This is a genomic window from Streptomyces sp. NPDC048436, from assembly GCF_043200355.1.
In the GTDB taxonomy this organism is placed as follows: domain Bacteria; phylum Actinomycetota; class Actinomycetes; order Streptomycetales; family Streptomycetaceae; genus Streptomyces.
Window position 1 is genome coordinate 696,719 of record NZ_JBICXP010000002.1, and the last position, 14,061, is coordinate 710,779.

General features: G+C 72.1%; 8 protein-coding genes. 3 read left to right on the forward strand and 5 right to left on the reverse strand.

Features of this window, described 5'->3' with window-relative positions; all coding sequences use genetic code 11:
• Positions 1-16: 16 nt before the first annotated feature.
• A complete protein-coding gene (gene ccrA, locus ACGFX9_RS09590) occupies positions 17-1,291 on the reverse strand; it encodes a crotonyl-CoA carboxylase/reductase (RefSeq protein ID WP_393467324.1) in 1,275 nt (424 codons plus the stop codon).
• A 213-nt stretch (positions 1,292-1,504) separates the two neighbouring features.
• Here ccrA and ACGFX9_RS09595 point away from each other — a divergent pair, with 213 nt between their 5' ends.
• Positions 1,505-2,473 carry an acyl-CoA desaturase gene (locus ACGFX9_RS09595; protein ID WP_393467327.1) on the forward strand — a complete coding sequence of 323 codons (969 nt, stop codon included), beginning with the start codon at positions 1,505-1,507 and terminating at the stop codon, positions 2,471-2,473.
• On the opposite strand, the gene ACGFX9_RS09600 is transcribed toward ACGFX9_RS09595, so the two are convergent.
• From ACGFX9_RS09600 to ACGFX9_RS09610, 3 genes are read right to left on the reverse strand one after another with little or no spacing between them, the layout of a single operon-like run.
• The gene (locus ACGFX9_RS09600) at positions 2,415-3,461 is read right to left on the reverse strand and encodes an alpha/beta hydrolase (protein WP_393467330.1); all 1,047 of its coding nucleotides are present in this window, start codon (positions 3,459-3,461) and stop codon (positions 2,415-2,417) included. The two genes, ACGFX9_RS09595 and ACGFX9_RS09600, sit on opposite strands and share 59 nt — an antisense overlap.
• A gap of 25 nt (positions 3,462-3,486) precedes the next feature.
• Positions 3,487-7,635 (reverse strand): acyltransferase domain-containing protein, encoded by a 4,149-nt coding sequence (locus ACGFX9_RS09605; protein WP_393467333.1) that lies wholly within the window; start codon positions 7,633-7,635, stop codon positions 3,487-3,489.
• On the reverse strand, positions 7,632-9,425 hold the full coding sequence (locus tag ACGFX9_RS09610) for a fatty acyl-AMP ligase (protein WP_393467337.1): 1,794 nt from the start codon (positions 9,423-9,425) through the stop codon (positions 7,632-7,634). Before ACGFX9_RS09610 ends, ACGFX9_RS09605 begins: the two co-directional genes overlap by 4 nt.
• 268 nt (positions 9,426-9,693) lie before the next feature.
• Here ACGFX9_RS09610 and ACGFX9_RS09615 point away from each other — a divergent pair, with 268 nt between their 5' ends.
• Complete coding sequence (locus ACGFX9_RS09615; protein ID WP_393467340.1) at positions 9,694-11,142, forward strand: MFS transporter; 1,449 nt, start codon at positions 9,694-9,696, stop codon at positions 11,140-11,142.
• Here ACGFX9_RS09615 and ACGFX9_RS09620 read toward each other — a convergent pair.
• A complete protein-coding gene (locus ACGFX9_RS09620; protein ID WP_393467343.1) occupies positions 11,111-12,436 on the reverse strand; it encodes an AMP-binding protein in 1,326 nt (441 codons plus the stop codon). The genes ACGFX9_RS09615 and ACGFX9_RS09620 overlap by 32 nt on opposite strands.
• A gap of 157 nt (positions 12,437-12,593) precedes the next feature.
• Here ACGFX9_RS09620 and ACGFX9_RS09625 point away from each other — a divergent pair, with 157 nt between their 5' ends.
• Positions 12,594-13,925 (forward strand): lipase family protein, encoded by a 1,332-nt coding sequence (locus tag ACGFX9_RS09625; protein ID WP_393467346.1) that lies wholly within the window; start codon positions 12,594-12,596, stop codon positions 13,923-13,925.
• Positions 13,926-14,061: the final 136 nt, after the last annotated feature.

Sequence of the window (14,061 nt, forward strand, 5' to 3'; positions counted from 1 at the left end):
ACCGGCCCTCAGCCCCTCAGGGGACCTCGCGTTTCCCGAGGCCGGTCCGTGGCGCGAGTGCGAGCACGCCGACCTTGCCGGTGTGGCCGTTCGCCTGGACGAGGCGGGCGGCTTCGGCCGTGTCCTGGAGGTCGTACGTCACCGACAGGGCGGGCTCGATATGGCCGAGGTCGAGGAGACGGGCCACCGCGGCCTGCTCCTGGAGATTGGCACCGTGGCTGCCGATGACGCGCTTGAGGCGCATCCAGAGGTAGCGGTTGTCGAACTCGTGGAGATAGCCGGTGCTCGATCCGCAGGTCACGACGGTGCCACCGCGGCGGACCACGAAGACGGAGACGCCGAAGGTCGCCCGGCCGACGTGCTCGAAGACGATGTGCGGGTCCTCGCCCACCGCGGCGCGTATCCGCTTGCCGAGCCTCTTGCCGACCGCCGCCGGGTCGGCCGGAGCGCTGCCGGACAGACCGATCTCGGCACGGTTGATCACCGCGTGGCAGCCGAAGGCGCGGGCACGCTCCGCCTTCTCCTCGCTGCTCACCACGCCCACCGCGATGCCGCCGCCGTTGCGTACGAGCTGCGCGGCGTACGCGCCGAGGCCACCCGCGGCGCCCCAGATCAGCACGATGTCGCCCTGGGTCATCCGGGCGCCCCTGTCACTGACGAGCATGCGGTAGGCGGTGCCCGCGCACAGCGGACTGGCAGCCGCTTCCTCCCAGGTCAACCTGCGCGACTTGGGCAGGAGTTGACTGGCTCGGGCCACGCAGTAGTGTGCGAGGCCGCCGAAGTTGGTCTCGAAGCCCCAGGCCAGCTGGGAGTCGCCGAGCATGCCGTCGGCGTGGGTCGCCGGTTCCTCCTCGTCCACGTAGGCGGGGGTCACCACGACCTCGTCGCCCACGTCCCAGCGGCGTACTCCCGCTCCCGTACGGACGACGACGCCCGCCGCGTCCGAACCGACGACGTGGTACGGCCGGTCGTGCCGCTCGGCCCAGCCGCCTTTCGCGCCGAAATGCTTCAGGAAGGAGAAGGTGGAGAGCGGCTCGAACATCGCCGACCACACGGTGTTGTAATTGATTCCGCTCGCCATGACGGCCACCAGGACTTCGTCAGGGGCGAGTTCCGGCATGGGCACGGGACTTACGTGGAGTGTTTTCCGGACGTCTTTGTCCGCCACCCCCGTGAAACTCTCCACATCTTCCCTCCGCAGATGCGCGGCGGTGAATTCTGCGGGTACGGGAAGCCGGCGCAGTTCGTCGGCGTCGGCTCCCGCGACAACTGCCTCTGCCAGCACATCCATGAGGTTCCTCCCTCGGCACAGCTGTCCAACGTTGCGAGGTCCATACAGTGGGGTCAAATGCCATCACGTACAAGCTGATTGACCGCGATTCACCGGGACCGCTAAAGACCCCGGGCACTCTCATCACTTTTCGAGTAGAGGCCCTCTCATTCCCGCCGCTAATGTCCGGCTCACCCGCACTGGAAGGTGAGCAGACCCATGACACAAGAGCGCGTGAATACCACTTTGGGCGAACGCATGGGGACATATGACCGGGCCGTGGTGGGGGTGCTCGTCGGTATTCCCTTTGTCGCGGTGATCGCGTCGGCCGTCGTTCTGTGGGGGTGGGGCGTCACCTGGCACGATCTGGTGATCGGCGCGGTGATGTACGCCATCGCCGTGCACGGCATCACCATCGGCTACCACCGCCTCTTCACGCACAAGGCGTTCAAGGCCGCCCGCCCCCTGAAGATCGCGCTCGCGGTGGCCGGGACCATGGCCGTCGAAGGCGACGCGATCACCTGGTGCGCGGATCACCGGCGCCACCACCGGTTCGCCGACCGGCCCGGCGATCCGCACTCCCCCTGGCGGTTCGGCACGTCCGTTCGCGCGCTGCTCAAGGGCATGGTGTGGGCGCACGTCGGCTGGACCTTCAACAACGACAGGACCGACCAGCACACGTACGTCCCTGACCTCCTCGCCGACCGCGACCTTGCCCTGGTGGCACGGTGGCAGCCGCTGATCGTGCTGTTCTCGTTCGGCGCGCCCGCCGTGGCGGGCGGGCTCTGGGGCGAGGGAAGTTGGGACTCCGGGGCCGCCTGGTCCGCGTTCTTCTGGGCGGGGCTCGTCCGCATCGGTCTGCTCCATCACGTCACCTGGTCGATCAACTCGATCTGCCATCTGAGCGGGGCCCGGCCCTTCCGGGTCCGTGACCGTTCGGGGAACGTGTGGTGGCTCGCCCCGTTCTCCGGCGGCGAGTCCTGGCACAACCTCCACCACGCCGACCCGACGTCCGCACGGCACGGGGTGCTGCGCGGGCAGGTCGACTCCAGCGCCCGGCTGATACGGCTCTTCGAGCTGGCCTCGTGGGCGAGTGCGGTGCGGTGGCCGGACGAGCGGCGGCTCGCCCGTCTCGCCGCCGACGTCAGGACACCTCCGGAGGCAGCCCAAGGCCCGCCGCGAGCGTCGGCCAGGAAGCCTTGAACTCCCGCTGCCAGGACGGCCAGGCGTGCGAGCCCCCTCGGTAGAAGTGGACCGTCGCCGGGACGCCGGCACGGTCCAGCTGCCGGGCGAACCCGTGCGCCTGGCCCCACAGCGTGCCCTCCAGGACGGCTCCTTCGAGGTTGCCGAAGTCGCTGCTGGGGATGCCGCTGCCCTGGGCGACGTACAGCCGGGTACCGGCCAGGTTCTTCGCCTGTGCGGCGGGGTTGTGGCGCTTCCAGTTCTCGCGGTGCAGGAAGGGGCTGCCCCAGAGAGTGGAGGGGAGCTTGGCCTCGCGGGCGACGATGGCGTTCACCACCGTCGGCATGCCGAGGGCCGTCGTGTCCAGGATGCCGCTGTACGAGGCTGCCGCGCCGAAGGTGCCGGGATGCCGGGCGGCGAACGCCATGGCCCCGTAGCCGCCGGTGGAGACTCCCGCGACGGCGCGGGTGCCGTTCGCGCGGTAGTTCCGGCGGAGGAGGTCCGTCAACTCCTCGACCTGGAAGGCCTCGTAGTCGGGGGCGTCGGGGCTGCCGTGGTTCCACCAGTCGGTGGGGATGCCGGTGGGGCCGGAGGACGGGATCACGGTGATGACGTCCTTGTCGGCCAGGAACTCCTCGACGTCCGTCTCCCGGGTCCACGAGGTGTAGTCGTCGTGGGCGCCCTGGAGAAGGTGGAGCACGGGCCACTCGCGGTCCGGCTGCTCTGTGAAGCGGGCGGGCAGGATGACGCGTACGGGGAGCTTTCCGCCCACGGCGGGTGAGTCCACGGTGAGGTCGACGGTGCGGGCGTCGATCCGCTTCTCGCCGACGATGCGAAGGGTTCCTCCGTCGGCTCTGGCCGTCGCCGGTGGTGGTGCGGTGGGGGCGCCCAGGGCGGTGGAGGTGCCCAGGGCGCCGCCGGTCGCGAGGAGGGCGGTGACCGCGGCTAGCGCGGCCAGCTTCTTGCGGGGTCTGCGGTGCGTCTCGTACATCCTGTGCATCTTGCGCATGGGCGGGGTCCTCATCTCGGGCAGGTCAGACGTCGGGCAGGTCGCGGGTCAGGAGTTCCGCGAGCGTGTCCACGACCGGGGGGTCGAGCAGGGACAGGTGGTGGCCCGGCAGCGGGACGACCGTGAGGTCGGTGCAGTGGGCGTCCCAGCCGAGGCTTTCGTCGTCCCGCTCGTAGCGGGCGTCGCGCACGGTGTGCGGGGCCGGCTCGGTGGCCCGGTAGAGGAGCGTCCGGCCGTCGTAGGGGCCGGGCGTGTGCCGTTCGCCGCTGCGGAGGTCGAGGGCCGAGGTGCGCTGGTGGTCCAGGACGGCCTTGGGCAGGTCGACCGCCTGCTCCAGGAGCTTCATGACGAGGGCGATCTGTTCGGCGTCGTCCCCGCGTGCCAGGTCCTCGTAGGGGAGGGCGAGGTGTGTGTCGTAGGTGCGGTCGATGTACGCGGCGAAGTCCGCGTAGCGGCGGTGCGCCTCCTCTACGGGGGTCAGGTCGAGGGGCGCGGGGAGGGGAAGCACGGCGTCGAGGAGGACCAGGGCGGCGACGGTTCCGTGGCCGGTGAGGAGCCGTGCGGTTTCCTGGGCCAGGAGACCGCCGTAGGACCAGCCCCCGAGCAGCCAGGGGCCGTTGGGGCTTACGGCGCGGATACGGTCCGCGAATTCCGCCGCGCGGGGCTGGACGTCTTCCGGGGTTTCCGACCTGTCGTAGCCGTAGAGGGGGCGGGATGCGGAGAGACGTTCGGCGAGGCGCGCGTACACCTCGGAGGTGCCGCCTGCGGCATGGGCCAGGAAGAGGGGAGATCGGGTGCCGGTGCTGGGGAAGGTACGCAGGGACTTGTTTCCCGCCCTCCCCCTTGGTGCGCTGTGCGGCTCCGCCGCGTGGGGCGCTCGGCTTCCCTGGGCGGGGGTCTCTCGAAGCCCCGGCAGCAGTTCCGCGACCCCTCTCAGCGTCGCCTGCCTGAGCAGCAACCCCGGCTCCACGGCGACCCCGAACTCCCGCTCCACCGCGGTCCGGACACGTACCGCCGTGAGTGAGTCGAGGCCCAGGTCGGTGAGGGGGGTGTCGGCGTCGATGCGGTCGGGGGTGTAGCCCATCACCTCGGCCACGCAGACGCGGAGGCGGCCGAGCGGACTCGTGTCGCGGGTGGCGGCCGGTACGTGACGGGGCGTCGCGTGCGGCCCGGGCGCCTCTCCCGCCCAGAAGCGGCGGTGACGCCAGCGGGGTGTGGGGGCGTCGACGATCCGGGCGCCTGGATGCAGGATCTGGCGCGGCTCGGGGACGCGAACTCCTCGTACGAGAAGGGAGGCGAGGGACGTACGGAAGGTGAGAGCGTCGTCGCTTTCGCGTCGCAGGGTGGGAAGGATCAACGAGCCCTCGGCGGCGCCCGCGGCGCGCAGCGTCTCGGTCAGCGGGTGCAACTGGGTGGGATGCGGGGCCACTTCGACGAACAGGCGGTGGCCGTCGTCCGCGGCGGCGCGTACCGCCTGGGTGAAGCGGACCGGGCAGCGCAGATTGGCCATCCAGTACTCGGCGTCACAGGGTGCGGGGTCCCGCGGGTCTGCCAGGACGGTGGAGTAGCGGGGGATGCCGGGCGGCGCGTGCCGTACGGTACCGAGCTCCCGGGCGAAGTCGTCGAGCAGCGCATCGACATCGGGTGAGTGCCCGGCGCCGGTGACGTGCAGGGAACGGGCGAAGCCGCCGTCCCTGGTGACATGGTCGATGAGACCGCGGACGTCGTCGGCGGAGCCGGTGACCACGCTCTGCGCGGGCGAGGCGTGTACGGCGACCTGGAGCGTGGGAAAGTCGGCGGCGAGGTCGGCGATGTGTCCGCCCGGCCGGTCCACCACTGCCATGGCTCCCCCGGTGAGCCCGGCGAGGAGCCGCGAACGGATCGCGACGACACGCGCGCCGGTGGCCGGGTCGAGGGCGCCGCAGGTGACGGCCGCGGCGATCTCTCCCATGGAGTGACCGATCACGGCGACGGGCTCGAAGCCGTACGACTTCCACAGCTCGGCGAGGGCGATCTGGATGCCGTAGAGGGCGGGCATGACGACGGCGGGCGAGGTCAGATCGGCGCCGGGGGCCAGGCAGTCCCGCAGGGAGATACCCGCGTGCTCGCGCAGGTGCGGTTCGATCCGGTCGACGGCGGCGGCGAACTCCGGTTCCGCGCCGAGGAGTTCACTGCCCATGCCGGGCCACTGGGAGCCGTACCCGGAGAAGACCCAGACGGCGCCGGATCCTGTTGCGGAGAGCTCTACTCCCGGCGGGGGTGCCGCGCCCTCGCCGCCCGAGCCGCCCCCAGCCGAAGGCCGTAACCCCGCACCCACCACCACCCGGCCGTCGGGCTCCCGCCCGGCGAAGCGGGCCAGTGCCGTGGTCAGTTCCTCCCGGCCGCGGGCCACGACCGCCGCCCTGTGGCGGCCTCGGCCCGTGCGGCCCGCCAGGGTGCGGGCCAGGTCCGCGGGCCGGACGGAGCGGGCGGCCGGGCTCGCGAGCCACTGGGCCAGTTCGCCCGCGTACGCGCGTACCCGGTCCTCGGTGATGCCGTCGAGCAGGACCGTCGCGGGGCCCTTGTCGGCGGTCCGCGCGCCGCGCCGTACGCGGTGTTCCGTGAGGACGACGTGCGCGTTGGTGCCGCCGAAGCCGAACGCCGAGACTCCCGCCCTCGCGGTGCCCGAGTAGCGGGGCCACGGTTCGGGCCCGGTGACGACGCGCAGGCCGAGGGCGTCCAGGTCGGCGTACGGGCCCGGGGCGGTGAAGTGCAGCTGGGGCGGGATCTCGTCGTGGTGCAGTGCCAGGACCGTCTTGATGAGTCCGGCTATCCCCGCCGCCGCCTCCAGGTGGCCGATGTTCGTCTTCACCGAGCCGATGAGCAGGGGCTGGTCGGCGGCCCGCCCCTGTCCCGAGCCGAGTGCTGCGGACAGCGCGGACGCCTCGATCGGGTCGCCCAGAGCCGTGCCGGTGCCGTGCGCCTCTACGTAGTCCACGGACGCGGGCCCGGCGGTATGGCACTGCTCCAGGAGGGTGCGCTGGGCCTCCGCGCTGGGCGCCGTGAGGCCGTTGGAGCGGCCGTCCGAGTTGACCGCGGTGGATTCGATGACCGCCAGGACGCGGTCGCCGTCACGCTCGGCGTCCGTGAGGCGCTTGAGGACGACGACCCCGCAGCCCTCGCCGCGCACCATGCCGTCGGCCGCCGCGTCGAACGCCTTGCACCGGCCGTCGGCGGCCAGCGCGCCCGCCCGCTGGAAGCCGAGGGTCACCGCGGGGGAAAGGAGGAGGTTCACGCCTGCGGCGAGGGCCAGGTCGCTCTCCCCCGCGCCGAGGCTGCGTACCGCGTGGTGCACGGCGACGAGCGAGGAGGAGCACGCCGTGTCCACCGCCATGCTCGGGCCGCGCAGGTCCAGGAGGTAGGAGAGACGGTTCGCGGCGATGCTCAGGGCCGCTCCCGGCGGGGTCCAGGACGCGACCGACTCCGGGTCCTGGGTGGTCAGATGGCCGTACTCGTTGCCGCTGATCCCCACGAAGACCCCGGTGCGCGTGCCCGCGAGCCCGGACACGGGCAGTGCCGCGTGGTCGATGGCTTCGCGGGTGACTTCGAGGAGCATCCGCTGCTGCGGGTCCATGGCGGTGGCCTCGTCGGCGCCGATGCCGAAGAATTCGGCGTCGAAGCCGGCGATGGGGTCGATGGAACCGTCGCCCAGGAAACCGCCGTGCCTGCTGAGGTCGTCCGGCAGGCGCGTCCCCTCCCGCACGAAGGGCGCCCAGCGGTCGTCGCCGACCGTGCCGACGGCGTCGCGGCCCTCGCTCAGGAGCCGCCAGAAGTCGCCGGGCGAGGCGACTTTCCCGGGTAACCGGCAGCCGACGCCTACGACCGCCACCTTTGAACTGCCGTATGTCGGCGTCCTGTTGGGCTCCCCGGCGGGCGCGCCACCGTGCTCCGGCTCGCCCCGCGCCACCCGCTCCGTGAGCGCGCCGATCGTCGAGGCCTCCCAGAGCAGCGTGGCGGGCAGCCTGGTCCCCGCCAGGTCGCTCAGGCGCGCCGTCAGGACGACCGCGTCACGCGAGGTGAGGCCCAGCTCCGCCAGGGGCCGATCGTCGGCGACATCCTCGGCCGCCAGCCCGTACCAAGCGCTCAGGCTCTCCACGATCACCGCCCGGACCTCCGCTCGGCCCGCGTCCCTCATCGCGCCTTCTCCGTACCGCTCAGGACGGGCCCACCGAAGGCTCCTGCCAGATAGCGCTCCCGGCCCGCCGCCCTGGCGACCTTGCCGCTGCTCGTCCTTGGCAGCGAGCCCGGCGGGATCAGGAGCAGTTCGGCGAGGCGTAGTCCGTGGCGGGCCGATACGGCCGCCGTGGCGCCGCGCTGGGCCGCGAGCACGTCACGCTCCGTGGGTTCGGCGCCGCGCCGGTACTCGGCGACCACGACAAGGACTTCGGTCTCCGTGCCTGTCCAGGGCACGCGGAACGCGGCGAGACGGTCCCGCCGTACGACGTCGACGGCCGACTGGACGGTCTCCTCGATGTCCTGTGGGTAGTGGTTGCGGCCGTCCACGATGATCAGGTCCTTGAGCCGCCCGGTGACGTACAACCGCCCCTCGTGGAGCGCGCCGAGATCACCCGTACGCAGCCATCCCGCCGCGCCGTCCTCCCCCGTCTCCTCGGGTGCGCGAACGGCGAACACCTCCTCCGAGAGGCCGCTCCGCTTCCAGTAGCTGCGGCCGACGTTGGGGCCGCGCAGGAGGATCTCCCCGACCTCGCCGGGTCTCTTCGCGGCGCCGGTGTCCGGGTCGGCGATGCGCAGCTCCTGCCCTGCCGGTGTGCCGCAGGAGACGAGGCGGGTCGCGTCCGGATCCGTGAACTCCCGTGTCTCCAGGCGCCCTTGGGTCAGGCCGAGCGGATCGCAGGCGAGGGCCGTGGGTGGCTCGGTGAACGTGTCGGTCGTCACGAACACGGTGGCCTCGGCCAGTCCGTACGCCGGGCAGTGCGCCTCGGGCGGAAGTCCCGCGGCGGTGAACGCGTCGCGGAAGCGGTCGACGGTGCCCTGGCGTACGGGTTCGCTGCCGTTGATGAGGACCTTGACGCGGTCGAGGCGCAGCTCGGCGGCCTCGTCCCTGTCGACCCTGGTGGCGCAGTAGTCGTAGGCGAAGTTGGGGGCCGCGCTGATCGTCCCGGGGTAGGCGGCGAGCAGGCGCAGCCAGCGCACCGGGTGCTCCAGGAAGGCCACCGGGTCCATGAGGACGGAAGGGAAGCCGCCGACGACGGGCGCGGCCACGCTCAGGACGAGGCCCATGTCGTGGAAGAGCGGAAGCCAGCCGACCGTCGTGTTGTGCTCCGCGTCGGCGGCGAAGGCTTCGATGGCCTGACGGGCGTTGGCCACCACGTTGGCGTGGCTGATCACGACGCCCGCCGGGCTGCGCGTGGAGCCGGAGGTGTACTGGAGGTAGGCGATGTCGTCCGGTTCGAGCCGCTCCGGAAGCGCGCCCGGCGGCGTCCGGGCAGGGCGGTCCACCACAAGGACCGGCACCGGCGGCAGTCCCCGCTCGGCCATGAACCGCTCGGCCCCGACGGCGGTGTTCGCGTCGGCCAGTACGCACGCGGGCTCGCAGTCGGCGAGCACGGCCGCCAACCTGCCGTCGTGACCCGGCAGTTCATGGCTGAACAGCGGTACGGCGATCACTCCCGCGTACAGACACCCCAGGAACGCCGCCGCGTAGTCGAGCCCCTGCGGAAGCAGCAGGGCCGCCCGGTCGCCGGGCCCCGCGTCGGCCGCGATCCGCCCTGCGATCGCTCGGGCGCGGGCGTCAAGGCCTCGCCAGCCGAGCGTGTGGTGCAGCCCGGGGGAGGCGGGTTCGGGGAACGCCACGTACGTGAAGGCGCGTTGGTGCGGGCGGTCTTCGGCCCAGTGCGCCAAGTGATCGGTCAGCAGTCTCGGCAGCGGGCCTTCGGGAGGCTGGAGGGGCTGGGGGCTGGACATGGCGGCTCCAACTGGACGGCGCGGGGACCGGAACGAGCGGTGCACCAGGTTCCGCCTCGAACTGACCCGCGAGTAAGACGAGTTGCTGACAGATCGTCTGACACCCTCTGTCACTTCCCTGACAAGCCGCCGCGCCGGATTCGGCGCCATGGGCAGCAGCGGCGACCGGCCGTGCCCCGGAGAATCCGGCAGCGGAACCGCATCGCGACAGAGGAACGAAGTGGCCGAGGGTCGAGGGCCGGGCATCGAGGATCGAGAGGAGCCGTACGTGGGCCGGGGCAGGCTGACCGCTCTTCTGGCGATGCTCGCCCTTGCCGGCTTCATCACGACGCTCGACAACACCGTCATCAACGTCGCGCTGCCGACCGTGCAGCGTGAACTCGGCCTGACGGTCACCGACTTGGAGTGGGTCGCCACCAGCTACGTACTCAGCTTCGGTTCGCTCCTCCCGGCCGGTGGCCGACTCACGGATCTGCTCGGCCGCCGCGCGGTCCTCGCTGCCGGGATCGTCGTCTTCACCGTGGCCTCGTCGGCGGCCGCCTTCGCGGACAGCGGCGGGACGCTCATCGCAGCACGTACGGTCCAGGGCGTGGGTGCGGCGCTCGTCATCCCGGCCTCGCTCGCGGTGGTCGCCGCCGATCTGCCCGCCCGCAGGCGCGCCATGGCGGTCGGTCTGTGGACGGCGGCGCTGGCCGTCGCGCTGGCGCTCGGACCCGTGGTGGGCGGATACGTCACCGAGCGGTGGGACTGGAGCTGGGTGTTCCTGCTCAACGTCCCCTTCGGTGTGCTCGCCCTGCTCCTGGTGCCCGCGGTCCCGCGGGCCGTCACCCGCGTGCGGCACGGCCTGCTGCCGCTCCTCGATCTGCCGGGCGTTGCGCTGTCGGCTACCTCGCTCTTCCTCCTTACGTACGGCCTGGTCAGGGGCGGGGAGCACAGTTTCAGCACGCCGCCCGTGCCGCTCTGCCTGTGGCTCTCGGCAGCCACCGGGATCGCGTTCCTCGTCGTCGAGTCGCGCACTTTCCTGCCGCTGGTGGATCTACGACTCCTGCGCAACCGTTCACTGAGCGGTGGCGCGGCGGCGCAGGTCCTGTGGGGCATCGGGGTCAACGGCGTGTTCTTCTTCACCGCGCTCTACCTCCAGCGAGTGCTCGGCTTCTCCCCCACCAAGGCGGGCCTTGCCTTTCTGCCGCTGGCCGGGGCGCTGCTCGTGACGACGCCGTTCGCCGAGCGTGCGGCCAAGGCCGTGGGGGCGCACTGGTCGATCGCGGCGGGGCTCGTCCTGGTCGCGGGCGGCCTTGTGTGGGTGTCGGGGACGGGGCTGCACGCGGGGTACTGGGATCTCCAGCCGGGGCTGCTCCTGATCGGCGCGGGGTCGGCGCTGACCACTCCGCTGACGGTGCGTTCCGTCGCCGAGGTCCCCGCCACGCGCACCGGCATGGCGTCGGGTCTGGTGAGCGCGGCCCGCGAGATCTCCGGGGTGTTCGGGGTCGTCCTGGTCGGCGTGGTCCTCACCCGCACGGAACGCTCCGCGCTGCGCGGCGGCGCCGATCCACGCAGCGCCTTTCTCGACGGCTACGACACCGGGCTCCAACTGGCGGCGCTGTGCGTCCTGTTGGGCGCGGTGGTCACCGCCGCCACGCTGCGGCGGCCCGCCCGGCATCGGCGGCCGGGGACGCCTTCCGGGATCAGGCGGACTCGTCGTCCGGTGCGTCAGTGACGTGCTGATGCGGTCGGCCGGAGGCACGGCCGACGCCTGCGCCGCCGATGACGGTCACATAGCCGTCGGGGCTCAGTACGGCGACCTCGCCCGTACGCAGCCACCCGCCCGGCAGCAGCCGCCGCGCCGTCTCCGCCGGGTCGCCCCAGTAGCCCGGGCACACCTGCGGCCCGCGCACCAGGAGTTCGCCCGCGTGCCCCGGGGGAAGCTGGACGCCAGGAGAGTCCTCCTGGGCGATGCGCACCTCGGTTCCGGGCAGGGGCAGGCCTGACGTGCCGGGGCGGGCGTTGGCGCCGCGTGGGTTGGCGAGGACGGCGCCCGCCGCTTCCGGGATGCCGTAGCCCTCGACGAGTTCGGCGTCGACCGAGGCCCGGATGCGGTCGGCGGTCTCCGCGTCCAGCGTCTCGGACAGCCAGGTCCGCACCGTGGCGAGGGCCTCCAACTCGTGGGCGGGGCGCTGGAGAAGGCGGCGGCAGTCCGCGGGGGTGGCCGACAGGAGGGTCGCCTTCCGGCGGCGGGCCGTGCGCAGGAGGGTCTGCGGCTCGGGGGCCGTCAGGAGCACGGTTCGGGTTCCGGTCAGCAGGGGGGCGGTCAGACCGAACAGCAGCCCGTGCGGCCGCCACAGGGGCGTGACGGCAAGCGCGGTTTCCCGGCCGTCGCGCAACTGTGGGTGCCAGACGGCAAGTTGCTGGGCGGCAGCGACGAGGTTCGTGTGCGTGAGCACCGCCGCGGGGCCGTCGGCGGCGACGTACGCGAGGACAGCGGGGTCTCCCGGCTCCGGCCCGCGTACGCCCCACCCCGGCCGGGTCGGCCGTGTACGAGGATTCTCCGGCAGCGCGCCGTCCAGCGGGACGGTGACGACCTCACGTACGCCCGTGTCACCGCGCACCGCACGCACCCCCACCCCGGCGGTGTCGGTCACGAGCGCCAACACCGCCCCTGAGTCGCTTAGTTGATGTCTCCACGCCTGTCGCGACGCTCCGGGATCGATCGCCACCGCTATCGCCCCGATCCGCAGCACCGCATGCCACGCCACCGCGAAACCGGGGCAGTTGGGCAGCACCAACGCCACCCGGTCGCCGTGCCGGATGCCCAGCGCCGGCAACGTATCCGCGAAGGAGCACACCGCGCGGCGCAGCCCCCGGAAGCCGGTGCGGCGGCCGTGGCCGCGTGCCGCCGCGTCGAGCAGGGCGGGGATGGTGACGTCGGGGAGGTGCGGGCGGTGCGGCACCCCGGCGGCGTAGAAGCGGAGCCACGGTCGTGGGTCCTGGGCCGTCAGCTGTGGCTCGGTCATGCGCTGATCGTGGCGCACGAGGGCGCGGCGCCACTTGTGCCGTCCGCGCAGTCGCGGACCGGCGGGCTGTGGCTCCGCTGACTATCGACGCCCTGTCAGCAGTCCCTAGCTTCACGGCGTGCACCGCGATCCCCCCTCGAAGCGAAGGAGCAACACCGTGCGCAGCAGCAGGCCAAGAGCGAAACGGAAGAAGAAGCCGCTCATCCTGACCGCGGGCGTCGCCCTGGCGGGCCTGAGCCTCGGCGTACCGGCCCTGACGGCGGGCGCCACCGCGACTGAGGAGGCGGCTCCGCACGCGCCTGCGGCATGTGACGCCCCGGATGAGCGGATCTACCAGGTGCCCGGCTCCGCCCCGGCCGAGCCGGGCTCGGTCATCGCCTGCCGCCCGACCGCGCTCCCCCATGTGCCGGGCAACATCCCGATGCGCGCGTGGAAGGTCCAGTACAGCTCGAAGAACAACGCGGGCAGGCCGGTCGCGGTCTCCGGAACGGTCGCCGTGCCGGAGGCGCAGTGGAAAGGCCGGGGCAGCCGTCCCGTCGTGGCCTTCAACCCCGGGACACTGGGGCTCGGTTCGCAGTGCGCGTTCTCCAAGCAGCTGGCGGGCGAGTTCCAGGACGCGTACGAGGGCGAGAACATCGCGGCGCTCCTGAAGTCCGGCTACGCGGTCGCCGCGACGGACGGCGCGGGCTATCTGGACGGCCAGACCCATCCGTACGTCTCCGGCGCCGACGCCGGCCACGCGCTCCTGGACATCGTGCGCAGCGCGCCCGCCATCCCCGGCAGCGGCCTCGACCCGAAGACGAAGGTAGGCCTGTGGGGCTACTCCGAAGGCGGCGCGGCCAGCCTGTGGGCGGCCCAGCTCGCGGCTACGTACGCTCCTGAACTCAAGGTCGTCGGCGACGCGTCCGGCGGTGTGCCGGGCGACTTGAAGGTGGTCGCCAAGGCGCTCAACGGCGGCCCGTTCGCCGGGTTCATGGTGGACGCCGTGCTCGGGCTTTCCTCCGCACACCCTCAGATGCCGTTCGACGAGCTCATGAACGACCAGGGCAAGGAGACCCTGAAGAAGGCCAGGTCACACTGCCTGGCCGGCACGGTCTCGACCCTCGCGGGCCAGAAGATCGAGGACAACACCAAGGACAGGCTGAGCCTTGAGCAGCTCTACGCCCTCAAGGGCGCCGACGGCAGGACGTGGGGTCAGATCGTCGACGAGCAGAAGCTGGGCGCCGGCATCGGACGCGCGGGGTCGGGCGCCGCGTACGAGATCGACTTCCCCGTCCTGCAGTACCGCGGGGAGCTGGAGGAGGTCATTCCGGCGGAGACGGAGGACGCCACGCGCAAGGCCTACTGCGCGGCAGGCGTCACCACCCAGTGGAAGACCTATCCAGGCGAGCACCTGACTACTGATCAGCTGGCCAAGGACGACGCCGTCAGGTGGCTCGGCGACCGCTTCGAAGGCAGGCCGGAGTTCGGCAACTGCCTTGCGCCGTGACTTAGTTCGCACGCGCTGCCTCTTGTCACGCCGGTGGCAGGAGGCAGCATCATGTCTGTCCGCCCTAGATGGGCCGCCACGCGCCCGCGGCGGCATCTTCACCAAACCTTTGTCCCCCGCGCGCAGAGGGAGCACC